The organism is Brevundimonas sp. TSRC1-1, from assembly GCF_049898245.1.
Classification (GTDB): Bacteria; Pseudomonadota; Alphaproteobacteria; order Caulobacterales; family Caulobacteraceae; genus Brevundimonas; species Brevundimonas mediterranea_A.
Genome location: NZ_JAFCXI010000001.1, coordinates 880,683 through 905,584, shown reverse-complemented (window position 1 = coordinate 905,584; position 24,902 = coordinate 880,683). Strand labels below are relative to the sequence as shown.

At 66.2% G+C, this 24,902-nt stretch carries 21 protein-coding genes; 6 read left to right on the top strand and 15 right to left on the bottom strand.

Annotated features, from left to right (window positions below):
• Positions 1-517 precede the first annotated feature (517 nt).
• On the top strand, positions 518-658 hold the full coding sequence (locus tag ACP7CK_RS04485) for a hypothetical protein (RefSeq protein ID WP_426025252.1): 141 nt from the start codon (positions 518-520) through the stop codon (positions 656-658).
• A 217-nt stretch (positions 659-875) separates the two neighbouring features.
• A complete protein-coding gene (locus ACP7CK_RS04480) occupies positions 876-1,256 on the top strand; it encodes a DUF1622 domain-containing protein (RefSeq protein ID WP_426025251.1) in 381 nt (126 codons plus the stop codon).
• Between the two features lie 444 nt (positions 1,257-1,700).
• Here the strand turns inward: ACP7CK_RS04480 and ACP7CK_RS04475 are convergent, their stop codons facing one another.
• Together ACP7CK_RS04475 and ACP7CK_RS04470 are read right to left on the bottom strand one after the other, a co-directional pair.
• Positions 1,701-2,867 (bottom strand): MFS transporter, encoded by a 1,167-nt coding sequence (locus ACP7CK_RS04475; protein WP_426025250.1) that lies wholly within the window; start codon positions 2,865-2,867, stop codon positions 1,701-1,703.
• A gap of 1 nt (position 2,868) precedes the next feature.
• A complete protein-coding gene (locus ACP7CK_RS04470) occupies positions 2,869-3,279 on the bottom strand; it encodes an antibiotic biosynthesis monooxygenase (RefSeq protein ID WP_426025249.1) in 411 nt (136 codons plus the stop codon).
• Between ACP7CK_RS04470 and ACP7CK_RS04465 the strand changes: the two genes are divergently transcribed.
• Positions 3,280-4,257 (top strand): LysR family transcriptional regulator, encoded by a 978-nt coding sequence (locus ACP7CK_RS04465; RefSeq protein ID WP_426025248.1) that lies wholly within the window; start codon positions 3,280-3,282, stop codon positions 4,255-4,257.
• A 366-nt stretch (positions 4,258-4,623) separates the two neighbouring features.
• Here ACP7CK_RS04465 and ACP7CK_RS04460 read toward each other — a convergent pair whose 3' ends face one another.
• The 8 genes from ACP7CK_RS04460 to ACP7CK_RS04425 form a co-directional block, all read right to left on the bottom strand.
• Positions 4,624-6,438 carry a Ca2+-dependent phosphoinositide-specific phospholipase C gene (locus ACP7CK_RS04460; protein WP_426025247.1) on the bottom strand — a complete coding sequence of 605 codons (1,815 nt, stop codon included), beginning with the start codon at positions 6,436-6,438 and terminating at the stop codon, positions 4,624-4,626.
• 53 nt (positions 6,439-6,491) lie between these two features.
• Positions 6,492-9,398: a TonB-dependent receptor gene (locus tag ACP7CK_RS04455; RefSeq protein WP_426025428.1), complete on the bottom strand. Its 2,907-nt coding sequence runs from the start codon at positions 9,396-9,398 to the stop codon at positions 6,492-6,494.
• 162 nt (positions 9,399-9,560) lie between these two features.
• On the bottom strand, positions 9,561-10,559 hold the full coding sequence (locus ACP7CK_RS04450) for a FecR family protein (protein ID WP_426025246.1): 999 nt from the start codon (positions 10,557-10,559) through the stop codon (positions 9,561-9,563).
• Positions 10,560-10,643: 84 nt separating this feature from the next.
• Positions 10,644-11,147 carry an RNA polymerase sigma factor gene (locus tag ACP7CK_RS04445; RefSeq protein WP_426025245.1) on the bottom strand — a complete coding sequence of 168 codons (504 nt, stop codon included), beginning with the start codon at positions 11,145-11,147 and terminating at the stop codon, positions 10,644-10,646.
• Between the two features lie 231 nt (positions 11,148-11,378).
• Positions 11,379-14,147 (bottom strand): TonB-dependent receptor, encoded by a 2,769-nt coding sequence (locus ACP7CK_RS04440; protein ID WP_426025244.1) that lies wholly within the window; start codon positions 14,145-14,147, stop codon positions 11,379-11,381.
• 193 nt (positions 14,148-14,340) lie between these two features.
• The gene (locus ACP7CK_RS04435; protein WP_426025243.1) at positions 14,341-14,964 is read right to left on the bottom strand and encodes a DUF1190 domain-containing protein; all 624 of its coding nucleotides are present in this window, start codon (positions 14,962-14,964) and stop codon (positions 14,341-14,343) included.
• A gap of 5 nt (positions 14,965-14,969) precedes the next feature.
• Entirely contained in the window at positions 14,970-15,383 is a 414-nt protein-coding gene (locus ACP7CK_RS04430) for a DUF350 domain-containing protein (RefSeq protein WP_008261051.1), read from the bottom strand.
• A 26-nt stretch (positions 15,384-15,409) separates the two neighbouring features.
• Positions 15,410-16,057 carry a YjfK family protein gene (locus tag ACP7CK_RS04425; protein ID WP_008259030.1) on the bottom strand — a complete coding sequence of 216 codons (648 nt, stop codon included), beginning with the start codon at positions 16,055-16,057 and terminating at the stop codon, positions 15,410-15,412.
• Between the two features lie 135 nt (positions 16,058-16,192).
• Between ACP7CK_RS04425 and ACP7CK_RS04420 the strand changes: the two genes are divergently transcribed.
• Genes ACP7CK_RS04420 through ACP7CK_RS04410 form a run of 3 tightly spaced genes read left to right on the top strand, consistent with a single transcriptional unit; the run spans position 16,193 to position 18,830 of the window.
• On the top strand, positions 16,193-16,888 hold the full coding sequence (locus ACP7CK_RS04420) for a YjfI family protein (protein WP_008259979.1): 696 nt from the start codon (positions 16,193-16,195) through the stop codon (positions 16,886-16,888).
• 16 nt (positions 16,889-16,904) lie between these two features.
• Positions 16,905-17,660, top strand: a complete 756-nt coding sequence (locus tag ACP7CK_RS04415) for a PspA/IM30 family protein (RefSeq protein WP_008262538.1) — start codon at positions 16,905-16,907, stop codon at positions 17,658-17,660.
• 3 nt (positions 17,661-17,663) lie between these two features.
• Positions 17,664-18,830, top strand: coding sequence for a glutathionylspermidine synthase family protein (locus ACP7CK_RS04410; protein ID WP_426025242.1), 1,167 nt, complete (start codon positions 17,664-17,666; stop codon positions 18,828-18,830).
• Positions 18,831-18,849: 19 nt separating this feature from the next.
• Here the strand turns inward: ACP7CK_RS04410 and ACP7CK_RS04405 are convergent, their stop codons facing one another.
• The 5 genes from ACP7CK_RS04405 to ACP7CK_RS04385 form a co-directional block, all read right to left on the bottom strand.
• A complete protein-coding gene (locus ACP7CK_RS04405) occupies positions 18,850-20,649 on the bottom strand; it encodes an acyl-CoA dehydrogenase (RefSeq protein WP_426025241.1) in 1,800 nt (599 codons plus the stop codon).
• A 78-nt stretch (positions 20,650-20,727) separates the two neighbouring features.
• On the bottom strand, positions 20,728-21,684 hold the full coding sequence (locus tag ACP7CK_RS04400; protein WP_426025240.1) for an aspartyl/asparaginyl beta-hydroxylase domain-containing protein: 957 nt from the start codon (positions 21,682-21,684) through the stop codon (positions 20,728-20,730).
• Positions 21,685-21,688: 4 nt separating this feature from the next.
• Positions 21,689-23,620: a tetratricopeptide repeat-containing sulfotransferase family protein gene (locus ACP7CK_RS04395; RefSeq protein ID WP_426025239.1), complete on the bottom strand. Its 1,932-nt coding sequence runs from the start codon at positions 23,618-23,620 to the stop codon at positions 21,689-21,691.
• Complete coding sequence (locus ACP7CK_RS04390) at positions 23,617-24,237, bottom strand: aspartyl/asparaginyl beta-hydroxylase domain-containing protein (RefSeq protein ID WP_426025238.1); 621 nt, start codon at positions 24,235-24,237, stop codon at positions 23,617-23,619. The genes ACP7CK_RS04395 and ACP7CK_RS04390 overlap by 4 nt, the downstream gene beginning before the upstream one ends.
• Before the next feature lie 5 nt (positions 24,238-24,242).
• Positions 24,243-24,881 carry a sulfotransferase family 2 domain-containing protein gene (locus ACP7CK_RS04385; protein WP_008261627.1) on the bottom strand — a complete coding sequence of 213 codons (639 nt, stop codon included), beginning with the start codon at positions 24,879-24,881 and terminating at the stop codon, positions 24,243-24,245.
• Positions 24,882-24,902 lie beyond the last annotated feature (21 nt).

Below are 24,902 nucleotides of genomic sequence, written 5' to 3'. Positions count from 1 at the left end.
GGTCTGGTTCATCCAGCGACGGCCCCGCTTGATCCTCAGGTAGTCACCGGGATGCTGCTGAGGCTCGCGGGGGCGCTTCGTTAGCGATGAACTATCTGGAAGCGCATCGTTCGGGCCCCTTGGGGACGCCATCGCCGCGAACGATTGCACCGGTGCATAGCGCCACTGAGCTGAAGATGCGGGCCAATAGAACTGAAGGCTCAGGGCCAGCCGCTGAAGGCTTTTCTTTCCTGGCGTTCATTTGAAGCGAGAGCGACCCGGCGACAGAGCTTTCCAATCGAGCGCCGTCGCCTGGTCGCGGACCGGCGTCGTGGCAGCGGAGTCGAGGCATCAACCAGTTGCTGGAGGATCTCTCGCCCTCGCGCATCAAGACGGCGCCATCGGCAAAGCCCGCACGAGCTGGATAAATTCGACCTCCTGATCCTCGACGATTTCGGCCTAGCGCGCCGATGACCGAGCGCGGGAAGCAGGTTCTGCTGGAGATTGTCGACGCAGCACCCGCAGTTCATCCATCCTATTGGCCGGGCAACTGCCGTTCAAGGAGCGGCGCGCCTACATCGACAACCCGATGGTCGCCGACGCCATCTTGGACCGGATCGTCGGCGTCGCGCGCCGGAGCCTGTACGGCCAGGGACAGCGGCCCCTGCCCGATCATTGACGCGTTTGGGGGCAATGCCGTTTGACACATGGCCCATCTCGACATGCTCAAGCCGGATGCCGAGACTGAGCGCCCAAGTGTGACCAGTCGCTGGCTTACAGGAAGCCGCCGATACCTTAGAGCGTCTGCATCGTCGGCGGATGGATTCGATCCTTTGCGCATCTCGCACGTTACGAGTTTCCCAGTCCACAGAGGCGATTAGACTGAGGCCCAAACCATGCTGAGCGGTGTGCACGCCTTCATCCAACCGTTCGCTGTTCTGCTGGAGTTGCTGGGCGCAGCCATCATTGTCGGTGGCGCCGGGCTTGCGACCCTTTTCTTTCTGGTCAGGGGCGCTCAGGATCGGAACTGGCGCGAGGCCTATACAAACTACCGTGCAAACCTCGGGCGGGGCATTTTACTGGGTCTGGAGCTTCTGGTCGGCGCGGACATCATCAGCACGATCACGGCGCCGCTGACGCTGGAGACCGTCGGATTGCTCGGTCTCGTGGTTTTGATCCGAACCTTCCTGAGCTTCTCGTTGGAAACCGAGATCGAGGGGTGCTGGCCTTGGCGCAGGGCGGAGCGGCTGGAGAAGCGCAAGACGGATCAGCGCTGATCCTCGCGTATGAGGGCGATGTCGCCATTGCGTTCAAGAAAGGCGTTCCGGACCTCTCCCGGTTCGGTGTGTCCGTGGGTCCTTAGAGCCCTGTTCAAATCGCCGTCGCCGAAACCCGCAAGGCGCATGCATGATGGTCACGCTCGCCACTTCTGACCAGCCGCACCCGACCGCCCTTCACGAGGAAGCTGAGCCATGACCATCAAGGCACGCAGCGATCGCCGCCCCTCGGACGACTCACGCAAAACAGACGCTCCAAGCGTCCGCTAGAAGTCATGCCCAATCATTTTCCAATGTCGCAGATGCGCCAACAGCAGAAGTTTAATGCGCAGCGGGAAGCCGACATCGCATATCGATCTGACTGTGCCCGAACGGGTTCTGGGTAGAGCCTATTAAAGTCAGGGGCGAGCGACCATCACGGGCGCCCCTCTTCCACTTCGATGGTCAAGCGAACCCGAGGCGGCTTTTCCACACCATCAGACCGATCGCCGCAAGCAGGAGGACGCAGCTCCAGGGAAGGAGCCCCGCCCCGCCGCCGAGGAGCATCAGTCCGCCGAGCAGGCCGCCGCCAGCGATGGCGAGGTTCCAGGCTGTCACGACCATCGACTGGGCCACGTCCGCCGCCTCGCCGGCAATCCGCGCCGACGCGGTCTGAAACAGGGATGCAGCGCCGCCGAACCCCAGGCCCCAGATCACGACCGCAAGCAGCACGATCCAACTGACCTGTCCGAAGGCCCCAAGCATCAGCGCCGCGACGAGGAAAAGCCCGACGCTGGCGAGCGTCAGTGTTCTGAGCCGCCTGTCGATGCCGACGGCGACCATCCAGATACTGCCGATGGCTGCGACCCCGAACAGGAGAAGCGTCGCATCCACGCGGCCTCCCATCCCGGCGCGATCCAGAAGGGGGGCTATGTAGGTGTAAAGGATGTTGTGGGCGAGCACGAAGCCGAGGGTGGCCGCCAGCACCGGTTTCAGCCCCGGTCGCCCCAACACCGAGGCCAGAGACGCCCGATCACCGCCAGTTTCACCCTCGAAATCAGGAACGCACCAGGCGATCCACGCGACCAGCAGGATGCTCAGGCCGCTCATCATAATGAAGACCGGTCGCCAGCCGATGATGCCGCCAATCAGTGTCCCGGCGGGGATGCCGATCGTCAGCGCAAACGGCGTTCCGATCATGGCCAAGGCGATGGCGCGGCCCTTGAGATGCTCGGGCGCCATGCGACTGGCGTACCCGGCCAGCAAGGTCCAGACGAGGCCTGCGAAAGCCCCGGCGACGAAGCGGGCGCACAGGGTCAAGACATAGCTGGTCGACACCGCCGTGATGATGTTGACCAGAAGAAACCCGCCGACGGCCGTCATCAGAAGCGGTCGCCGTCGCCAGCCGCGTGTTGCGGCAGTGAGGGGGATGGCGGCAATGAGCGAGCCGAAGGCATAGGCGGTGATCAACTGGCCCACCATGGCCTCGGACACGGCCAGATCGGCGCTCATCTGGAACAGGAGCCCCGCCGGCAAAGCCTCGGTGAGGATGGTGAGGAAACCGGCGGCGGCCAGGCCAAGGAGGCCGAGAACCGGAAGGCGGTCGTCGGACGGGGCACGGATCGGAGTCATCTCAGGCGGCAACCGCGCCGGGCAGCACCAGGTCGGTGACGCGATAGGTGTGGAACTCGCTCGTCGAAACAGCGTCCAGTCGCTTGAACTTCTCGACGAAGACCGGATCGGCGAAGAACTCCCCGACATTACCTTCGTCCGCAATGGCCTCGATGTTCACGACCGTCAGACCATCGGTGCTCTTGGCCAGATTGCTCCAGAGGAAACCGGGCTTACGCTCCGCGACGTAGCGGACGACGTCTTGAATGATCGCGAAGGCTTCATCCTGACGGCCCGGATGAGCATGAATGACGTTCACGATGAAGACGGTTGGGACGGGGCCAGGGGTGAAATGGGCGGGGAAGGACATCGGACGTCTCAGCAAGGAGCGGCCAAGGTCGACCGCGCCGTTCAGGTAGACCGGGGCGGCCACATGAAAAACCGGCTGCAAATCCGGACTTTCAGGATATGGATGTCCGCAATGGATAGTCTCCGCGCTCTCAATGTCTTCATGCACGCCGCCGAGGCAGGCAGCTTCGTCGGCGCAGCGCAGCGGCTTGGCGTTTCGCCATCGGCCGTCGGCAAGGCCATCGCACGGCTCGAGGAAAGACTGGGCGCACGGCTGTTCAACCGGAGCACGAGAAGCCTCGCCCTGACTGCGGAGGGCGGGCTGTTACTCGAACGCTGCCGCAGAATATTCGCCGAAGTTGATGCGGCGACGAGAGACATGTCCCTCTTACAGGACACGCCGCGCGGGCGACTGCGCGTCAGTCTTCCGTTGGCGGGGATGTTGCTGATGCCGACGCTTTCCGCGTTCATGCGGACCTATCCCGAAATCATGCTCGAACTCGATTTCACCGATCGGATCGTCGACGTGATCGAGGAGGGGTTCGACGCGGTCGTGCGAACCGGCGAGGTCTCGGATTCCAGACTGATGACCCGCATGCTCGGCGCATTCGAGCATCGTGTCGTAGGCTCTCCGGGTTACTTCGAACGCTTTGGGCGGCCCGAAACGCCGGAGGACCTGAGCGGACATGCCTGTCTTCAGCATCGGTTTCCCTCAACGGGTAAGTTCGAACGCTGGCCGCTTTATCGCGGCGAGACCTTTGTCGGGAATGACCTTCCCTCGACACTCAGCGCGAGCACGTTGGAGCCGCTGATTTATCTGGCCGAGCAGGGACAGGGTCTGACATGCGTTCCGCTGTTCACGGTCAGGCGCCAACTGTCGACGGGCGCCCTCGTACCCGTGCTCGCCTCATTCATGAGGAGCACAGGCAAATTGCGCATCGTCTGGCCGTCAAGCCGTCATCCGACGCCCAAAGTCCGCGCCTTCGTGGACTTCATGGCGGCCGAACTCTTGGTCACCGAGCGGGCGGGCCCGGTGTCGGCGACATCGCAAGTGTCAGCCTAACAAGAGCGGATATTGCGGCCTAGGACTGTTAACGACCTTCCGAACGCTAGGAAGGTCAGGGAAGAGTCACGACCCGACAATCAGCCTGAACGAGGCTGATTAGAAACTCATCTAGGGCGCGATCCGAAACGTGGGTACAGACGTGGGGAAAATTGAAGAGACGTTCATATTATATTGTTTTTCCTTAATTATTTAGTCTCAGAAGCGGACACCCTCCGCCATTCGCCTTGGCGCCCAAAACGGGGCCGGCGAAATCAACCTTTCGAATTGAATCAGCAGGGCCCGGATCGGGCCACGCCCCCGTGTTCCTCAGCCTGAAGGCTGCAGGGCTCCGCCGCGATCGCGCCGCGACGGAGCGCCCTTGCCTTATTGGGCCGCCAGCGCGGCCTGGACCTCGGCCCGGGCGGCTTCCATGTCGCGGCGGAAGACGTCGGAGCGTTGTTCGGCGCCATAGATGACCATGCCCGACTGGATGCCGGCCTCGACGGCGCTGTAGCTGTGGGATCCGCAGATGTAGCGGCTCTCGGCGAACTCGCGGCCGCGCGCATAGAGGGCGTCGGCGCGCTGGGGCGCCAGTTCGGCCAGGATCATCGCCACATGCATCCCATGGGCCGAGTGACCGGACGGATAGTCGGGATTGCCGGCCAGATGGTCGCTCTTGGCTTCGCAGATCGGCTGGTCCGTGCCGATATAGGGGCGTTTGGTGGCCCAGTGAGTCTTGGCGTCGCCGACCACAGACCGGTCGTCGCCCGCCCGGTCCAGCAACGCCGTCAGGACCGGCGCGGTTTCGCGCGTCAGGCGCACGCCCAAGGCCTCGGCGAAATGATCATAGGCGTCCCCGGTGACGTCGTGGGTGGCCAGCACCCAGCGCGGCGTGCCCTCCAGACTGCGGGTCTGCAGGAAGACGCCCCGGTTGGCGATGTCGCGGGGCGAACCCGGCGCGGGCGGAGGCGCCAGGACGGCGGTCAGGTCCGGCCGGTCCGGCTTGGCCAGATAACCGCGCGGGACGGCGGCGCCGGTCGGCTCGATCGCCAGACCGTCGCAGCGCGTCTCGGTCCGCAGCCGGTTGCAGGCGGCGGCGTCCGCCCCCGTCAGCCGCACCTCATAGCCCGGGAAGCGCGGATCGGCCCACAGATAGTCCGTCGACACATATTGCGCCCCGCTGGCGAAGGCGGCGCTGCGGCGCGCGACGTCGCCGGAGCGGGCCTCGGCCGTATCCGCATCGGCGCGGGTGCGGACGATGAAGCCGGCGCGAACGGCGGCCTGGATGCGCGCCTGCTCGGCCACGGGGTCATTGAGCGTCAGATAGGCGGCGGCCGGCGAGGTCTCGTCGGTGTTGACGAAGAAGACGCGGCCTTCCAGCGAGCGGCGCGCGCCACGATAGCTGGCGACCTTTTCCGGGCCTTCGTCCAGGGCGAAGAAGACCTTGCCCCGCGCGGCTCCCAAGGTCGGCCAGCCGCCGGCCAGAACCGCGTCACGCAGGGTGGGATGATCGCCCTGGACACCGTCCGGCGTGATCAGCCGGTCGGCGTCGAAGACCGAGCGGACCTCGGCGTCCAGGGCGTCCCAGGCGGCGGCGTCGAAATCCAGGGGCGTCACCCCGCCCGGCATGGAGGCCGCGCCCGTCTTGGCGTTCAGCATGATCAGGACCGGGGCGTGATCGGGATGGGCGTGCGACCAGTCGCGGATCTCGGTCAGACAGGCCACGAAAGTCAGGCAGGTGCTGCGGAAATCGACGTCCGGCATATGCAGGGTCTTGAAGCCGGGTCGGGCCATGGCTTCAGCGAAGGCGGCGCTGGTCAGCGCCCCCTGCCCCGGCCGGCCCAGGGCGGACAGGGGATGGGCGTAGCGCCCGCCCTGCGGATCGTTCAGCACGTCGATCTCGATCTGGCGCGCGCCGGCGTCCAGTTGTTCGGCCAGGGGCCGGTGCGAATAGTCCAGGGCCACGGCGGCGGGATTGACGGCGATCATGGCCTGCAGCTCGGCGGCCGGGATCGGCAGCTTGTAGCTGTTATGGGTCCCCACGGCCGTCAGATCGTTCATCCCCAGACGCCGATCCATCCAGGCCACAGCACAGGCGTCCCCGCCCGCCGCCCGAACGTCCGACGCGCTCAGATCACAGGCCGGCTGGACGGCGTTGAGGGCGGATCCGGCCAACAGGGCGGCCATCAGGGTGAACATGGGGAACTCCTTGGGTTTGGAACAGGAAGGGCCTGGGCCGCGCGGTGCGGGGGCTATAGCGACCAGCGCAGGCTGGCGGTGACGCTGGGACCGACGCGGCCGAGTTGCAGCAGGCGTCGCGTGTCGTGCTCATAGGCGAGGTCGGTCGTGTCGGTCAGGTTCGAGGCGGCGATCACCAGTTCACCGCCCGATCCGATGTCGAAGGAGGCCTGGGCGTCCAGATAGCCGGCGTCGGCCACGGTGAAGTCCGACACCCCTCCCCCCTGCATGTCCGCCTCGGATCGGAAGGCGGACCGCCAGGACCAGGACAGGCCGATGGCGACCGGCCCCCGCTCGAAGAAGGGGTTGATCGAATAGGCCAGACGCGACACCCCCGCCAGGCTGTACCCCTCCGGCCCATGGCCGTCCGTCCAGGTCCCGCTGGCCCAAAGGCCGAATCCGGAAGGCAGCCGCCGATGGAGCCCGACCTCCAGCCCCCGGCTGACCGCCCGCCCCAGATTGGCCGGCCGCGACATCAGCACCTCGGCGCGCACCAGGGGACCGGCCCGGGTCTCGAACACCAGCATCTCCGGCGCGGCCACCAGTCCGATGAAGTCGTCGATGGTCTTGTGGAAGACCGCGACGCTGAGCGCGCCCTGAGGAAAGGTCCATTCGTAGGAGGCGTCGAGATTGGTCGACATGTAGGGACTGAGATCCGGGTTGCCGCCCACCCCGACGAACAGCGAACCTGGCGAAGGATCGTCGATCTCGGCCTGTCCGCGCTCGTAGATGGACGAGACCAGAGAACTGGCCGGCGCCGTCGCCAGCCGCAGATCGGCCAGGGACGGCCGGGTCATGGTGCGGGACGCCGCCAGTCGCAGCCGGCGCCCCTGATCAAGGTCGAAGGCGATGTTCAGGCTGGGAAGCAGACGGATATCCGACCCCGTATGAGATACGCCCCGGATCGCCGCCACGCCCTTGTCATCCGCCGTCAGCAGCGCGCCGTCCACGGCCGTCCGGGTCGCCACCAGGCGAAGGCCCAGATTGCCGAAGAAGGGCGCCGATCCCGCTTCGCCTTCAAAATCGATCCGCCCGTAGACGGCGCCGACCCGTTCGCCCACCTTGTACGAATTCTGCAGGTCGGCGCCGGTGGGCTTCAGGTCGCCCGGCGAGACCACGATGCTGTCGCTTTCACCCGGGAGGATGAAGGCGGTCTGGAAGGGTGCGAAGTCCGCGACGACCCAAGATCCTGGATGTTCGTCGATAACCTGATCGAAGACGCCGTTCTGAATGCGCGAACTGAAGAAGTCCGGGCTCAGCGTCTTTCCCGGTCCAAGCACGGCTTCGCGGTCCCGGCGCTGATAGTCGCGAGACCGGTCGCTGACCTGGCCGCCGAAACGAAAGTCAAACAGGCTCAGCCCGCCGATCCGGACATCTGCAGCCCGGCCGATGTCGATCAGGGCCGTGGCGTCGTCATCGACGGATTCGATGGCGCGCACGCCCAGCTTTTTCCATTTCAGGGCGGAAGGGTCGTCAAGATCGAAGTCGGTCCGCAGCAGGGCCGCCTTTCGAACGGAGACGGCGTCGCCCACGTCGAAGCTGTAGGACGGCGAAAGGCGCGCGCGAAAAGAGAGGCGTTCAAGCGGCGTATCCAGTTTCGATCGTGCGCGCGACAGGCTGACCCGCGGCTGAAACTTCCACGCCCCCAGCATCACCCGGGCCATTCCCGAGACCACGATGTTCAGATGCGCCTGGTCCGAGAACTCGGTGTTGTTGTCGATCGTGCCGGACTGGACGGCGCCGGCCGAAACCACCCCGTCGGTGATCGTCGCCTGTGCATCGTCCGCCTCCAGCAGCTTGCCGAGCCCATAGACGATCCGGTCTTCGCGGATGGCGTTGTCAAAGGTCGAGACCAGGCTGTCGAACCGCAGATGGACGGACGGCGACGCCCGCCATTCTCCCCCCAGGAACAGGCTCCGGCGCAGGCGGTCCTCCTGTTCGACGGTCGTGCGGACGTCGCTGGGCGCCACGACCTGTTCACCGTCCAGGGCCACCGGCAGATAGCGCTGAATCTGGAAACGGTCGTAGAGAACCGAACGTCCCTCTTGCGACAGGCCGCCGACCAGCCCCCAGTCGCCGTCGTCCGAAACCAGCCGCCCGGCCACGGACAGGTCGAGACGGGGGTCCCGCAGTCGCGCCTCGGCCGCGCCGCCGACCCGCAGGCTCAGGAACGAATCGCCATCCAGCCCCCCGACCGTCTCGATATTGATGTTGGAGCCGATTCCGCCCTCGATCAGATCCGGCGTCGCGGACTTGGTCAGTTGCGCGCCGGCCAGCAGGTCCGCCGACAGGGCGCGAAAGCGGAACTGGCGGCCGCTCTGGGTCGAGTTGCGGATGTTCTCGTTGAAGGCCACCGGCGCGCCGTTCAGGGTCACCGACTGGAACAGGGGGCCCAGGCCTCGGACGCTGACAAACTGCCCCTCCCCCACCTCGCGCTCGATGGCGACGCCAGGGACGCGCTGGAGGGCCTCGGCCAGATTGGCGGCCGGCAGTTCGCCGATCCGGGTCGAAGAGGCGCTGTCGGAGATGACGTCGGCCTTGCGCTTGCGGCGCAGGGATTCCTCGATCTGTTCCGACAGCTGGCCGACGACGGCAATCTCTTCCAACTCGGTCGGGGCCGCGAGCTGCGGCCGGTCCGGCGCCGCGGGCGCCGCCCAGACCCGAACGCCACGGGCGCCGATGAAGCGGTATTGAAGGCCTGCGCCGTCCAGCATCCGGCTGACCGCCGCGCGCCAGGTCATGCGGCCCCGAACGGGACGGCTGAGCCGCGCTTCGACCGGCGAGGCGACAAAAGCCAGTTCACATCCCGCCGCCACACAAAGATCCACCAGCGCACGGCGGGCGTCCTGGGCCGGAATATCGAACGTCAGTGTCCCGTCCTGCGCTTGGGCGCGCCCGGTCCATCCCCCGCTGACCAGCACAGACAAAACCGCCCCCGCGACAACGACACGTCGCGCACCGAGCGGCGTCGATGGTGCGAACGGCTTCAAGCGGAGCAGGCCTTAGGACAATGGGACGAAGTTCAGCGTCGATCCTTAGCGCGACCGCGTGACAGCACTGCGATGGCCCCAGCCTGCACTGACCTAGTCTGCTCGTATCAGGGCGCGACCGTCCGAGGTCCGTTCAATAGAAATCGGCAACAGATCGTCCATGCGGTCGATCAGTCCGACCTGTCCGGTCAAGGGCAACACCACCGTCACCCGCGTCTTCGCCAGGGCGGGATCGGCGATGACCATCGGCCGGTCGGCATAACGGGCAGCCTCGGCGATCACGTCGGACAGCGGCGCGTCATGGAAGATCAAGCGCCGTTCGCGCCAGGCCGTGGCGGACTCGACGTCCGGACGGCTCAGATGGACGCGGTCCAGGCCGGGGGTGAAGACGGCCTTCTGGCCGGGCGCCAGCATCACCGCGTGATCAAGCGAACGCCTCTTGCCGACGTCATGGCGGCCGATGGCGACACGCCCTTCCAGCAAGGAGACCTCCGCCCGGTTCCGCCGCAAGGTGGTGGTGAACCGCGTGCCTGTGACGATGACATTCCGATCCGCAACAGCGACCTGGAACGGGCGGGCAGGATTGTGGACGACATCGAAATAGGCCGCGCCCCGCAACAGGACGACGCGCCGGGCGTCATCCTCGAACCGCACCCGGATTTGCGAATCGGCGTCCAGGGTGACGCGAGAGCCGTCCTCCAAGGCGAGATCGGTGATTTCGCCGGGCGCGCTGGCGTAGACCACCGCCCCCTTGTCGGCGCTCTGGGGTCCCAGGCCGGGCAGGATCATCAGGACGGCGATGGCCGCGACGGCCGAGGTCGCCAGGCCGCCGATCAGGATTCGTCGGCCAGTGTTCGCGGGTTTGCGCCCCCGCAGCCGCGCCAGATCGCCCTCGAAGGCGCCGGCCAGAGGCGCGAGGCCCGCCAGACGCGCCTTCGCGGTCTCGTAGGCTGACAGGTTGTCGTCTTTCTCCAACCAATCGAGGAAGGCCGCCTGATCGCGCGCGGGGACGGTCGGCCGACGCATGCGGGCCAGCCAGTCTTCGGCGGTTCGCGGCCGACGATCGAACAGGGATGTCAGGCGCTGGATCATGCGCGAACGAAACGCTCCTGGACGCGGCAGGGGGATAAGGCGCCGACGCCTTCAATATTCACAACGACACAGGGGTACGACACCTCAACCCTCTCGCGAAATCTTCAGCTGACGGAGGGCTTCGCCGATGTGTTTCTCGACCATGCTGACCGAGACACCCAGGCGTTTGGCGATCTGGCTGTAGGTCTGCCCCTCGAACCGGTTGAGCAGGAAGGCGTCGCGCGTTCGCGGCGGCAGGGCGCGAATGATCCGGGCGGCGGCGGCCAGGTTTTCCCGGCCGATCAGATGCTGGTCCGCGGCGGGGGCGTCGCTGGCCACGGCCCGCGGGCCGGCGTCCAGGGCGTGGATGTCGTCGGTTCCGCGCACGCCCTTGCGGCCGGCCGATTTCCAGCGGTCCGTCTGCAGATTGCGGGCGATCACGAACAACAGGGGTCGGGCGTCGGCGCCTGACAGATCGTGGCCGGCGCGATGAAACCGAACAAAGGCCTCCTGCACCACGTCCTCGGCGTCCTCGATCGTCTGCCCCTTGCGTTGCAGATAGCCGATCAGGTCGCGGCGCAGCTCGACGACAAGACGCTCAACCGACATGGTCGCCGTCTTCCCGCTGGGCAAACGCGCAAAGACGTCCCCTCTTGCGGAGGGGACGTCGCGCCAGGCCAACCTCTAGGGGATCAGAAGTGATGGTCTGAACTGCTGCCATGGTCACGGCTCCGAAGCGAGCCGGCGCCTCAGCCGGCCGCATGAGCGGCCGGCTGGAAGTTCTGCAGACGACGTCGGCCGTCCGCAGCCCTCACCATGGTTCGGCGTTCCGGAAATGGATCAGAACTCCATCCGCAGGCCAAGGTTGATACGGCGACCCGACAGTTCGTACATGGTGGGGAAGGACGGATCCATCGTATAGCCCTTCGTCGCCTCGTCGGTGACGTTGATGCCCTCCAGGTTGATCTGGAGGCTGTCGGTCACATTGTAGCTGGCCGACAGGTCGATCTGACCATAGCCTTCGCGCCAGATCGGATACATTTCGTAGCCGATCCCTTCGACGTACTTGTCCTTGAAGTTGTAGGACGCGCGCGCCTGGAACTTCGAGTTATCGTAGTAGAGGGTGAAGTTGTAGGTGTTGTCGGCCAGACCGACGGGCGGCATGCTGATGCCCAGTTTTGTCGTGGACGTCAGCGAGCTGTCCAACACCGTGTAGTTGGCGTTGATGCCGAAGCCTTCCAGCGGCGCATAGAACTGGCCGAACGGCACGACGGCGACCAGTTCGACGCCGCTGACTTCATACGAACCCGGCTCGTTGATGGGCTGATAGACGTCGAAGGTGTAGACGCCGTCGATCGAGCCGTTGGCGTTGTACTTGGTCACGTTCGGCACCGTGCCCGTCAGGGCCTGGCGAACGACGCCCTCGATCTCTTTCCAGAAGTAGGACACGGCCAGAAGACCGCCGTCACCCAGATACTGTTCCAGGCCCACTTCCCATTGCTTGGCGTAGGTCGGCTTCAGATTGGGGTTGCCGTCGGTGAAGCGGAACGAGTTCCAGCTGGCCGTGCGCTTGTACGCCAGGTCGGTCAGGGCCGGACGGATCAGGGTTTCCGACGCGGCGGCGCGGAAGATCAGGCTGTCCGTCAGATCGGCCGTGATGTTGACGCTGGGCAGAACCTTGTCATAGCTGCCGTCGCTCGACACCGGCTCGGGCGTATAACCGGTCGAACCGTTCGGGTTCTGGATCTGGTGGTAACCCGACGAAGTGATCGAGGTGTCGACGTAGCGAGCGCCGCCGTTGACGGCGACCGGCACGGGCCCCAGATCGAAGTTCAGGTCGGCCATGGCGTACAGCGACACGACCTCTTCCGACACCTCGTAATAGTCGCCCACGTTGAACGGCGTGTAGAAGCCGTCGTAGCGGAAGGTCCGGCGGGCGTAGTCGTTGGACACCTGGCTCCAGGTCAGATCACGGACGCTGTAGGCGCCGCCGGGGACCAGATCGCTGATCGCCGTCAGTTCGCTCTGCGACATCGGGCGTCCGAGGTAGTCGACCTTGCCGGCGCCGGTGCCCTGGATGTTCAGGGAGCCGTACTGGCGCTCCTTCGACTTGTCGGTATAGCGGGCGCCGACCTGGACGCTGGTCAGGGCCGGGAAGAAGTCCAGATTCAGGTCTTTGGTGAAGTCGATCTGGGCGGCGTATTTGTCGTCGCTGATCTGCTCCAGCGACGTCTCGTAGCCTTCGAACAGATAGCTGGACGGCGAGTTGTACATGTCGATCGACGCCGGGTTGGCGCTCTTGATCGTCTCACCGCCCTGGGCCGTCCAGCGCGTCCGCGACGGCGCATAGACCGTGTGCTTCAGGTTGGCGTAGTCCAGCGTCTTCTCGGCGCCGGAATAGCCGGCCAGAGCATGCAGCTTCCAGCTGTCGCCGCTCCAGTTCAGTTCCGTCCCGAACTGCCGATAGTCCGTCTCGTTGATCCGCTCCTTGCTGAGCATCTCATGCTGGGTAAGGGTATAGGATACGTCGCGCAGCACGATCAGGCCGGAGTCAGCCAGGGTGGTCTTGTCGTACTCGTGGATGGTTTCCAGCGTCGAGCGGCTGGAGGCCGAATAGGCCGCCGCGTCATATTCGTCTTCGGTGGTTTCGTACCGGCCGATCAGGGCGTCGAAGGCCAGGCTGAAGTTCGATGACGGACGGTATTGCAGCGACAGGGCGCCGCCCCATTGGTCCTGGGTGTTCAGATAGGCGCGGTCGCCGACCTTGTCCTGGAAGATGATGCGGTCCGTCTCGGCCGTATTGGCGCGGTTCTGAACGACGACGCCGGCGTCGCGCGCCAGCACAGCCATCGCCTGGGCGCCCCGGGCACCCGTCGAGTTGGCGAGGAAACGGGTCATCGGGCGGAAGTTGATGCCCGAGTTAGAGTCGGTCCGGTTGGTCCGACGCGCGGTCGAGAAGGACACCAAGGCCCCGAGGTCGCCCCAGGTGTCGCTGGCCAGGAAGGACAGTTTCGGATCGGTCTTTTCCGAGATCGAATTATAGGCGCCCTCGACAGAACCGACGACCCGGCGGCCGGCGTAGTCGAACGGACGGGCGGTCGAGATATTGACCGAACCGGCGATGCCGCCCTCTTCATCGGCGGCGCGCGGCGACTTCTGGACCGTCACCTGCTGGATGATTTCCGAAGCGAAGATGTCGAACTCGACGTCGCGGCCGCCGCTGCCCGAGGCCGTCGCCAGGCCGTTGATGCTGACGAAGGTGAACTCGCTGGGCAGGCCGCGCACGTTGACGCGCTGGCCCAGGCCCTTGTTGCGTTCGATTGTCACGCCGGGGATGCGCTGCAGCGCCTCGGCCAGGTTCTGCTCGGGGAAGTTGGCGACGTCGGTCGCGACGATGGAGTCCGAGAAGCCGACCGTCTTGCGCTTGATGTCCACCGCCTCTTCGAGGCTGCGGCGATACGAGCCGGTGACGATGATCTCGTCGATCTCGGTCGCTTCAGCCGCGCTCGGCGCGGTGACGACGGCTTGATCGGCCGATTGCGCCAGGGCGGCGAACGGCGACGCGGCGACCAGGGCGAAAGCCGTGGTGCCCAGGATTCGGTTCTTCATTTCAGGTAGCCCCCAGTGAGTTCTAGGCGCTTCAACGACCGGGCCTCGCAGCCCCTCAATGTGTGACAGGGCTTTTCATTCAAACTTCACGGCGCTGTCGCGTTCGCCGCTTCCGGACAGCAAAACGGCCCGCCGGACGCCCTGAAGGACGCCTGACGAGCCGTTGTCAGCCTGACTGTTCCGCCTGAAACGTTTAGCCGCCGTAGCCCCGGCCGCCGCCGCCGAAGCCGCCGCGCGACACGACGGCCGTGCGGCTCTGAACCCGGGCCGGCGCCTGACGCGCCACATCGCCATGTTCGCGGGCGTTGGCGACGGTGCGACCGGTCCGATAGTCGCGGTAGGTGTACCCGCCGCCGTAACCGTTCGAGTAGCGGTTCTCGCGGTCGCGATACAGCGGGCCGCCGCCGCGATAACCGCCGCCGTTCAACAACTGGCCGACCACGAACCCCGCCAGCAGAGGCGTGAAGAAGGAGCCGTTGCCGCCCTGATTGTTGGGCTGGCATTGCGACGGTCCCCACTGGCCTTCGCATTCTTCGCGCGTCGCATAGCGCGGCGCGGTCTTGGCGGCTTCTTCCTGGGCCTTGGCCAGGGCGGCGTCGCACTGGTCGTCAGGGATGTCGTTGGCGGCGCGGCATTCGTCCAGACTGGCGTAGGCCAGGGCGGGCTCCGGCTCGGGCTCGGGCGCCCGGACCTGAGGCGAACTGCAGGCGGCCAGCGAGAAACTGGCGGTCGCCATCAGACTGCTGACATGCAGGATGCGCGACCGTTTCAGCCGGCGCATGGTTTCCGTCTTGGGCAGGTCCTTGGGATCGGTCATGGCGGTCACGACGTCATGCAGGCGGCGTTCAGCAGCCCGACGCAGATGGAGATGGAGGCCAGATAGACGGCCGCGGCGATTTCGCCCGCCTCGATCCGGGCCACCAGATTGCGGAAGGCCATGCGGCTGATGGCGACGAAGACCACGATCTGGATCACGCCGGCCAACAGGGCCCAGGCCGCGAACTCCATCAGGCTGACGGTGTGCGACAGGGCCGAGGCCAGGGGCAGGACATAGCCGATCAGGGCCCCGCCCAGCGCAATGGCGGCGGCGGTGTTGCCCTCACGGATCAGCGTATGCTCGTGATAGGGCGTGACCCACTGGTAAACCAGCTTGAAGGCCAGGGTGAAGGCGCCGGCGACGGCGAAGGCGATCAGGAAGGCGATCGCGCCCTGCTGAAAAATGAACCAGTCGAACATTCAGTCTTCCCTTTCGGATCGCGCGGTCAAGCGCGGAACTCGGCCATTTCCAATGGAATGCCGATCATGATTTCGTGGGTGGTCTCGCCGCCCTCGGGCTGTTGCTCCAGGGCGATCATCAGTTCGCGGCCGTCCGCCAGTTCTCGCGCGTACAGCATGCAGGTCTGGAAGATCTTGGCGTAGGGCGTGGTCGCCGCCCGGTCGTCCCAGATGGTCTCCCATAGAGTGACCGGCGGCTGAACGGCGTCGCTCTCGGCGAACCAAAAGCGCGGATAGTCCGGCAGTTCCTCCGCCGCACCGTGAAAGACCGGCGCCGACAGACGGTCGCGCCAGATCCGGCGTTCCCGCTCGCCCGGCGGATAGGCCGAGGTCCAGGGGATGAACAGGCTGAAATCATAGCTTTCGGCGCCCGCCTCGTCGTCGCTCATGGCCTGAAGCATGACGTGATCGTCGGTGTAGAAGCGGTGGACGAACTGGCCGCTGTCCAGACTGACCAGGCCCTGGGCCGAGATGTCCAGCACATCCCGATCCAGCACGAAATGGGTCTCATCGCCCAACCGGCGCCAGGCCAGCGGGTCCAGCGACACGGTGCGGCCCACTGTGATGTTTCGCACGGTCGCCAGCCTGGAGGCCGGCTCGACCTTGTTCGATGATCCAAAGAGCTTCTTGAACATGGGCGACTATCTAGGCCCGAAGCGCGCCGACGGCGAGCGAACAGCGAGGATGCGACCGAATGATGCGGTTCATGGCTCGAAAATCCAACACATCTTGCCGGACGTCAAGCGTTCATGTTACGCGTTTCATGAAACATGCCTGCAACCGCCCCGCCCTCGTCCGCCGCCAATGACCGCATCCGTGCGTGGCGACAGGCGCGTCGCGAGGCGGGACTGGTCAAGCTGGAGCTCTGGGTGCCTGAATCCGCTCGCGACGACGTGAAGGCCGCCGTCCGCGCCATCATCACCGATTCCACCCGCGGCCCCCGGCTTGCTGCTCAGAGCCTTGCCGGCCGCTCGCGCCGCCCCACTTCTCATTCCATCCCCCCTGGAGACGACCACCACATGGACGCCGTGATCGAAACCCCCTGGACCGTGCCCGCCATCAAGGCGGCGCTCGATGAATCCCCCCTGCTGCGCGAGGGCGAGATGACCCTGCGCGTGCTGGAGGGCGCCGAGCCCGTCCTGTTGGCGACCATGCACGAATACGGCGACTTGCCGGTCTATCTCAGCGTCGGCGGCGCCCAGATCGTTTGCTCGGTCCTGCTGTGGCCCGTCGCCGAACAGGCCGACCGCCACGCCTTCAACGAATTCCTGCTGAAGGCCCAGCGCGTGGTGCCCCTGTCCAACTTCGCCATCACCAACGTCGGCGGCGAAGACGTGTATGAGCTGATGGGCGAACTGTCGTGCAAGACCACCCTGCAGACCATCCTCATCGAACTGCGCACCCTGGCCGAGAACGCGATCGACGCCACCGAACTGCGTGAAACCTTCGGCGCCGACGCCGCCTGATCCGGAGACCCCGACCATGTCCATGCTCAGAAAACTCTCCGCCCTGTTCCGCGGCTCGGCCCATGACGCCGCCCAGGGCGTCGTCGACGCCAACGCCCTGAAGATCCTCGACCAGGAAATCCGCGACGCGGACAACGCCCAAGGCAAGGCGCGCGACGACCTCGCAGGCCTGGTGGCGCGCCGCCGGATGGCCGAAAACGAAATGGCCAGCTTCCGCGACCAGATCGCCAAATACGAAAGCTCGGCCCGCTCGGCCCTGGGTCAGGGCAAGACCGACCTGGCCCGCGAGGTCGCCGGCCGTATCGCCGAGCTGGAGGTCGAGATCACCAGCCGCGGCCCGCTGATCGAGGACATGAAGACGGCCGAGACGCGCCTGCGCACCGCCATCGCCTCGACCGACCAGAAGATCGAGACGCTTCGTCGCGAGATCGACATCGTCAAGGTCAACGACTCCGTCCAGCGCGCCCAGACCTCGGTCGCCCTGAACTCGGCCGGCGCCCAGTCGCGCATCGGCTCGGCGGCCGACAGCCTGCAACGCATCAAGCAGCGCCAGGCCATCCAGGAAGAAAAGCTGAACGCCAGCCAGGCCCTGGAAGACCGCCGCACCGGCGCCGACCTGGACGCCAAGCTGCGCGAGGCCGGCATCCTGCCCGGTCATTCTTCGGCCGACGACGTTCTGGCCCGCCTCAGCCAGCCGGACGTGACCGTGGTCACGCCGCGCATCGGCCAATCTACTCCAGGCGTGGCGACCCCCGACAAGGACCCGGCCTGAACCATGGAGCGTCTGCGCCTCGAACCCCGAACCGACTGGGACGCCAAGGCCGAGGAACTCGGCTTCACCTGGCGCCATACCGACGGCAAACCCTATTGGGACGAGACGGCGGCCTACGCCTTCTCGCTGGCCGAGATCGAGGACGGGATCGAGGCGCCGACCGCCGAACTGCACGGCCTCTGCCTGGACCTCGTCAATGAGGCGGTCCAGTCGGAGCGCCTGATGGAACAGCTCGATATTCCCGAGCCGATGCGGGACTATGTCGCCGACAGCTGGAAACGGCAGGAGCCGTCCCTCTATGGCCGGTTCGACTTCGCCTATGACGGCGCGGGTCCGGCAAAGCTCTACGAATACAACGCCGACACCCCGACCAGCATCTATGAGACGGCGGTGTTCCAATGGCTGTGGCTGGAGGACCAGATCGCCGCCGGCGTCCTGCCCGCAGACGCCGACCAGTTCAACAGCCTGCACGAGAAGCTGGTCGACCGGTTTCGCGCCATCTTCCCGGACGGCGGCTTTCTCCACTTCAGCTCGGACGCCGACTTCGTCGAGGATCGCCAGACCGTGCGCTTCCTCGAGGATCTCGCGCGCCAGGCCGGGCTTGACCCCCAGTTCGTCGCTATCGATCAGATCGGCCTGAACGAAGAGGGCCGGTTCGTGGACCACGAGAACTGGATCATCCAGGCGATGTTCAAGCTCTATCCGTGGGAACAGATGCTGCGCGACGACTACGCCGCCCCCCTGCCGACCGCCGAGGTCACGGTGCTGGAACCGGCGTGGAAGAGCCTGTTGTCCAACAAGGCCATCCTGCCCCTGCTGTGGGAACGCCACCCCGGCCACCCCAATCTACTGGAATCCTATTTCGAGGGCGATCCGAGGGAGACGGCCTTGGGAAGCTCCTATGTCCGCAAGCCCCTGTTCTCGCGCGAAGGCGACAATGTCGAACTGATCGATCAGGGCCTCAGCGCCGCCGAGGTGGTGGACGGCGGTTACGGCGAGGGCCGCTACATCCGTCAGGCCCTGCACAATCCGCCGCGTTTCGACGACAACTATGTCATCGTCGGCTCCTGGGTCGTCGGCGAAGAACCGGCCGGCATCAGCCTGCGCGAGGATCAGGGGCGCATCACCCGCAACACCTCGCGCTTCGTGCCCCACTTCATCCGCGACTGACGCTCAACCCGCCGCCTGATCAGAACCACCGGTCCTGCATCGCCAGCGTCGTGTCGTCCTTGCTGACCAGCAGGTCCAGCATCGGCCCGATCTTGGGCAGTTCCCAGCGGAAGAAGTAGCGCGCGGCCTGGCGCTTGCCGTCGTAGAAGTCGCCGGTCTTGCCCGCCGCCGCCAGCGCCTGCTCCAGCCAAATCCAGGCCAGCACGGCATGACCCACGGCCTCCAAATAGGTCGAGGCGTTGGCCAGGGCCCGCTCCGGGTCGCCGTCCTGCCAGACCGTCGCTGTCGCCGCGCCGATCCGCTCCATGGCCTGGGCCAGGGCCTCGCCATAGGGATTCAGCTCAGGATCGGCCGACGCCCGCGCCACGGTGGCCATCACCGTCTCGCCCAGCAGTTTCAGCCCCGAGCCGCCGTCCATGATCGCCTTGCGGCCCAGCAGATCGAGCCCCTGAATCCCGTGCGTGCCCTCGTGGATCGGGTTCAGCCGGTTGTCGCGATAGAACTGCTCGACCGGATAGTCGCGGGTATAGCCGTAGCCGCCCAGCACCTGGATCGCCAGGCTGTTGCCCTCCAGGCACCATTGCGACGGCCAGCTCTTGGCGATGGGCGTCAGCATGTCCAGCAGCCGTCCGGCGCGGTCCCGCTCGGCCGCGTCCTCGGCCGTCGTCTGGTCGTCGGTCAGCCGCGCGCAATACAGGTTCAGCCCCAGCGCCCCTTCGGCGTAGGCCTTCTGCGCCAGCAGCATGCGGCGCACGTCCGCGTGCTGGATGATCGGCACGGGCGGACTGGCGGGGTCCTTGGCCGACAGGGGCCGTCCCTGCGGCCGCCCGCGCGCATAGTCCAGGGCGTGCAGATAGCCGGTGTATCCCAGGGCCGCCGCCCCCGCCCCAACCCCGATCCGCGCCTCGTTCATCATGTGGAACATGGCGGCCAGCCCCTGATGCGGCGCCCCGACCAGCCAGCCGACCGCGCCCCCCTGCCCGCCCGGCGCATGCCGGCCTTCACCGAAGTTCAGCAGGGTGTTGGTCGTGCCGCGATAGCCCATCTTGTGGTTCAGCCCGGCCAGGACCACATCGTTGCGCTCGCCCGGCGCGCCGCTCTCGTCCAGCAGATGCTTGGGAACCACGAACAGCGAGATCCCCTTCACCCCCGCCGCCGCCCCCTCCATCCGCGCCAGCACCATATGGACGATGGTCTCCGACAGGTCGTGATCCCCGCCCGAGATCCACATCTTCGATCCGAACAGCCGATAGCTGCCGTCTCCTTGCGGAACCGCGCGGGTGCGGATGTCGCCCAGCGACGAGCCTGCCTGGGGCTCCGACAGGCACATGGTGCCGAAGAACCGTCCCTCCAGCATCGGCCGCACATAGGCGTCGACCTGCGCGGCCGTGCCGTGGGTCTTCAGCAGATTGGCCGCCCCAATCGTCAGGAACGGATAGGCGGCCGTGCCGACATTGGCGGCCTGGAACCAGGCGAAACCGGCGCGCTCGATCACATTGGGCAGTTGCAGCCCGCCCAGATCATAGTCCTGGGACGCCGAAAACAGCCCGGCCTCGCGGAACGCCGCCAGGGCCTCGGCCACCTCGGGGATCATCGTCACCCGCTCGCCGTCGAACGTCGGCTCGTTCTGATCGGCCTTGCGATTGTGCGGCGCGAACCAGTCCGCCGCAAGCTGGGCGCAGGTATCCAGCACCCCGTCGAACGACACCCGGTCATGATCCCCAAACCGCGCCCGCTGCGTCAGCCGCTCGACCTCCAGCCATTCGTACAGAATGAAATCCAGATCGCGCCGGGACAGGATCAGCGAGGCGTCAGACATGCGAAGGCTCCGAAGACGCCGCCTTGCGGCGACACCCGGCCAGCCTAGGTCGCCTCCCCGCAGGCGGCAAGTTCGCCCTCAACCGCCGGCCGGACGATCCTCGGCCACCAGGTGCTGCAGCACCCGCTTCTCCAGCACCAGCAGGGCCCCGGCGCCATTGGTCCGCATCACCAGCCCCTCCGCCAGCGGCCTGACCGCCTGATGCACGGCTCCCGCCAGACGCATGAAGTCGGACCGCCCCCGGCCGGACACCCCGTGCAGGGCGCACAGCTGCCGCCAGTCCTGGACAAAGCCCGCCACCACCGCCCGGAACCGCTCGGCGCGCGCCCGGGCTTCAGCGCCGTCTGCCGCGGGCGTCAGCTCCTGGCTCAGATCGTCCACCAACCATTGAACCTCCGCCGCCGGCATGACAGCGAACCTCTGGTCAGCCTCGGTCAGCAGTTGCGACGGTGCGGTCGGGTCCCAACCCACCGTCCGCCACTGATCGCGCGGCGGCGTCTTGCCGCAGGCGAACTGCCAGAAGCCGGCCGTGCCCGTGGTGTCGGCGACCAGATGAATCCGCTCGGCGTCGGACCCGTTCTCTACATGGTGACGCCGCCAGTTGTCGAAGATCCAGGCCTCTCCCGCCCCCATGTGCACGGCCTCGCCGTCGCAGTGGAACCGCACCTGGGGCCGGGTGAAGACCGGGATGTGCAGCCTGACCCGCGTATGCCAGTGATAATTGATGTCGGCGTGCTCCGGCACGCCTGCGCCGGCCGCCAGTCGCATCAGCCGCGACCGGCTCCACACCACGCCGAAACCCGACAGGACCTGACGCAGATAGGGCATCTGCTCCAGCCAGGGGGTTGGCGACATCTGTCCATGGACCGAATCCGTTTCCGCTCCGCCGGCGCTGATCAGACGCGCCGCGCTGTTGCCATGCACGCGATCCGGATGCGGCCCCCACGCCTCGTCCGGCAGGGCCGCAACCTCGGCCTGCAGACGCTCGACATCGAACAGGACCGGAAGCTGATAGAAGCGCTGCGACAATCGCATGGGGTCAGTCCCTGTAACGGATCAAGGCGTCGCCCAGCGCGGCCTGAAGCGGCGCGAGCCAGGGTTCGTAGTTGCGCCACTGCGCCAGGCCGTCGCGGCTGATCGGTCGCCGCACCTGTTCTGAACTGGGCGTGCGCACGCTACGCCGGGTCTGATGGAAGTCCAGACAGGCCGGTTCGAACGCCAGCCCGCAATGCTCCAGCATCCGCCGCACCCCGCCCTCGAGATCCTCGACCATATCCTCGTACTGCACCCGAAGCACCCGTCCCGGCAGCACCTCGTCCCAATGCCGCATCAGGTCCAGGTAGCTGCGGTAGTAGCGGGCGATAGCGTCGATATCGTAGGTGAATTCCTGATTGGTCGTGCCGAACAGCTGTTTCAGATTGCTGAAGCAACAGGCCATGGGCTCTCGCCGCACATCGATGATCTTCGCCTTCGGCAGGATCAGATGGATCAGGCCGATGTACCAGAAATTATTCGGCATCTTGTCGATAAAGAAGGGCCGACCTTCCCGGCGATAGGTCCTCGTCTCGGCCAGGAACCTTTCCCCCAGCGCACGAGCCTCCGCCGCCGACATCTGAAGCACAGCCTCCGGCCGAACCGGCAGGCCGCAGTCGGGATCACGCCCGAACAGTTCGCCGGCGTAGCGACCGATCTCCGTCAGCTCCTGCGTCCCCTCGACCTGTGAATGCGAAGCCAGGATCTGCTCGATCAGCGTCGATCCAGAACGCGGCAAGCCCAGAACGAAGATGGGATCGGCGTCCGGCGCCCCGCAGTCGGCGCGGTCGTTGAACACCTCGGCCGTAAACGCCTGGGTGGTGCGCGCGGCGCAGGCCTCGGCGACCTCGGGCCTGTACCGGCCCAGCGAACGCCGGACCTCGTTCCCTTGGGCGTACCAACGCCACGAACCGGCATAATCCGCCCGATCCTCCAGCGCCTTGCCCAGGGCGAAGGCCAGATAGACCCGGTCCATATCCTGCAAGTCCGTCCGCGCCGCCGCGGCCTGCAACCGCTCGACATCAGCGTCCGAGAAGCTGTGGAGCTTCAGATTGGCCAGACTGAACCAGGCGACGCCATAGTCGGGCCGCGCGGCCAGGGCGGCGCGATAGTCGGCCACCGCCTCCTCCAGCCGACCCGTGACCTTCAGGGCGTTCGCACGCCACAGCCTCAGCTCCGCCGTCTCGGCGCCGACCACGGGTGCCCCGTCCAGCAGCCGCCGATAAATCTCGATCACCGGCTCATAGTCGCCCAAGGCCACGCAGGCGGCGGCGAACAGTTTCAGATGCTCTCGTCGCTCTGGTTCGCGCTGCAGCAGTCGTTCCGCTTCGCGCCGCGCCGCCTGCGGCTTCTGCCGCTGCAACAGCATCATGGCGTAGTCGAAGCGCGCGGCGTCATAATCCGGCGCGGTTTCCAGCACGCCCTCCAGCAGGGCCTGCGCCTCGTCCGAGGCGCCGGAGGCCTCGCGGATACGCGCCAGCAGACGCAAGGCCCCCGCCGACGGCCCCTGGCGGTACAGCACATCACGGACGACCGTCTCGGCTTCCGCCAGATCGCCGTCGGCCAACAGACTGTCCGCCGCCACGATCTCCGGCGGCAGACGCCTCAGCATCGCCAGCCTCTGCGCCGCCCCGTCCGCAGGCCCGGTCTCGCCTCGCATCCGGTGCAACTGCTCCAGCATGTCCCAGCTGGCCGGCAGGCTGGGGTTCAGCCGGACCGCCTCCCGCAACGCCTCAAGCGCCGCCGCCGCATCGCCCATCACGACATGACAATGGCCGCGTTCCTGAAGCCCCCGGCTGAACCCTGGATACAAGGCCTGCAACTGTTCCAGCACCGCCAGCGCCTCGGGCGCGCGACGCGCGACGCGCAGATCCCTGGCCTGACGTAACAGGTCATTGCGCTGCGTCGCGCCGCCGTCGACCTCAGCAGCCGCCGTCATCGCGGCGCGCCGACCGCCAGCAGCGGCGCCAGCCAGTCCGGATCCGGCTGGTCCGCGTCATAGTATTCGAAAATCAGATGAATTCGGTCGGTGGCGCCGCCGTTTCGCACCCAGTGCGGTCCCAGATTATTGACCTCCACCGCCTCACCGACCGGGAACCGGTGCTCCTGCCCGCCGAAGAAGGAGACGACCTCCGGGTTGGTCGTGATCGGCACATGGATCTTGTGCGGCCATTTGGCGGCCGGATTGGCGTCGATATGCGGATGGATCACGCCGCCCGCCGGCATCCGGGCCAGCATCACGCGCGGAAAGACTCCCCGCCCATAACCATAGGCCTGAACCGCCTGGGCCAGCACCGGCTCCAGCAGCGCGCGCCACGCCCCCCAGAGCGGGCGATCGTGCGAACCTCGCCAGTCGCGCGGACTGTCGACGAACCGGAACACGATGTGCCGGGTCTGGTCCAGCACCTCGAACTTGTTCGGCTTGCTCTGGTTTTCCGCGTCCCAGACGGCTTCCGGAATCTCCAGCACGGCGGCATGCAGGGCGGCGATATCGACCGGCCCCAGCCTGCGGATCGTCGCGGTCTTTCGCGGATTGGCGGCGGGCGCGACGGTCATGGCGATCACCTCAGCCCTTCGAAGCTGTAGCCGAACAGTTCGATATCCTGAGCATAGCGGGCGGCGACGCCGTCGATCAGCTGTTTGTCGTAATAGAGCCGATAGTCGCCGTGGGTGCTGGCGTTCACCCGGTCCAGCGGACGCGCGGCGATGCCGATACGGGCGCAAAGACTATCGTAAGAGGCCTGCATCTCCTCCACCCGCCCGAACTGATCGGTCAGCAGGGTCTTGCCGTCCTCGTCCGCCAGCAGCGACGCCTGAGGCTGGAACAGGATGTGCTGTTCCGGCGGCTGCTGAAACAGGAAGTGGCGCATCACGTCGCGCGGGCGGCGCTGGAAGACGTCGCCGTCGCGCAGCATGAAGGCGCAGTAGGAGACGAACCGGTCGAACGGATTGCGCACAAAGGCGAACTTGAAATAGTCGGCGAACGCCTCTTCGCCGACATAGGGTCGAATCTGCCGCAGGGACAGGTGGCCGTGGCGGATCGCCGCCAGATCTTCCCAGGGGAAGCGCTTGTCGATGAACAACCCCACCTGTTCCAGGTCCTCCTTCCCCATCTGCTCGCGCAGGGCGCGGCGCACGGCATGGGTGCCGGTTTTGGGCACGGCGGCGAAGATGAACCGGTGATGGTGGGAAACGATCATGCTTCTGGACATCCAGAAAAG

Excerpts from the sequence above, each read along its gene's own strand:
- ACP7CK_RS04480 (WP_426025251.1), top strand. The coding sequence starts at position 876 with ATGCTGAGCGGTGTGCACGCCTTCATCCAACCGTTCGCTGTTCTGCTG.
- ACP7CK_RS04475 (WP_426025250.1), bottom strand. The coding sequence starts at position 2,867 with ATGACTCCGATCCGTGCCCCGTCCGACGACCGCCTTCCGGTTCTCGGC.
- ACP7CK_RS04465 (WP_426025248.1), top strand. The coding sequence starts at position 3,280 with ATGAAAAACCGGCTGCAAATCCGGACTTTCAGGATATGGATGTCCGCA.
- ACP7CK_RS04460 (WP_426025247.1), bottom strand. The coding sequence starts at position 6,438 with ATGTTCACCCTGATGGCCGCCCTGTTGGCCGGATCCGCCCTCAACGCC.
- ACP7CK_RS04450 (WP_426025246.1), bottom strand. The coding sequence starts at position 10,559 with ATGATCCAGCGCCTGACATCCCTGTTCGATCGTCGGCCGCGAACCGCC.
- ACP7CK_RS04445 (WP_426025245.1), bottom strand. The coding sequence starts at position 11,147 with ATGTCGGTTGAGCGTCTTGTCGTCGAGCTGCGCCGCGACCTGATCGGC.
- ACP7CK_RS04440 (WP_426025244.1), bottom strand. The coding sequence starts at position 14,147 with ATGAAGAACCGAATCCTGGGCACCACGGCTTTCGCCCTGGTCGCCGCG.
- ACP7CK_RS04435 (WP_426025243.1), bottom strand. The coding sequence starts at position 14,964 with ATGACCGATCCCAAGGACCTGCCCAAGACGGAAACCATGCGCCGGCTG.
- ACP7CK_RS04430 (WP_008261051.1), bottom strand. The coding sequence starts at position 15,383 with ATGTTCGACTGGTTCATTTTTCAGCAGGGCGCGATCGCCTTCCTGATC.
- ACP7CK_RS04425 (WP_008259030.1), bottom strand. The coding sequence starts at position 16,057 with ATGTTCAAGAAGCTCTTTGGATCATCGAACAAGGTCGAGCCGGCCTCC.
- ACP7CK_RS04420 (WP_008259979.1), top strand. The coding sequence starts at position 16,193 with ATGCCTGCAACCGCCCCGCCCTCGTCCGCCGCCAATGACCGCATCCGT.
- ACP7CK_RS04415 (WP_008262538.1), top strand. The coding sequence starts at position 16,905 with ATGTCCATGCTCAGAAAACTCTCCGCCCTGTTCCGCGGCTCGGCCCAT.
- ACP7CK_RS04410 (WP_426025242.1), top strand. The coding sequence starts at position 17,664 with ATGGAGCGTCTGCGCCTCGAACCCCGAACCGACTGGGACGCCAAGGCC.
- ACP7CK_RS04405 (WP_426025241.1), bottom strand. The coding sequence starts at position 20,649 with ATGTCTGACGCCTCGCTGATCCTGTCCCGGCGCGATCTGGATTTCATT.
- ACP7CK_RS04400 (WP_426025240.1), bottom strand. The coding sequence starts at position 21,684 with ATGCGATTGTCGCAGCGCTTCTATCAGCTTCCGGTCCTGTTCGATGTC.
- ACP7CK_RS04395 (WP_426025239.1), bottom strand. The coding sequence starts at position 23,620 with ATGACGGCGGCTGCTGAGGTCGACGGCGGCGCGACGCAGCGCAATGAC.
- ACP7CK_RS04390 (WP_426025238.1), bottom strand. The coding sequence starts at position 24,237 with ATGACCGTCGCGCCCGCCGCCAATCCGCGAAAGACCGCGACGATCCGC.
- ACP7CK_RS04385 (WP_008261627.1), bottom strand. The coding sequence starts at position 24,881 with ATGATCGTTTCCCACCATCACCGGTTCATCTTCGCCGCCGTGCCCAAA.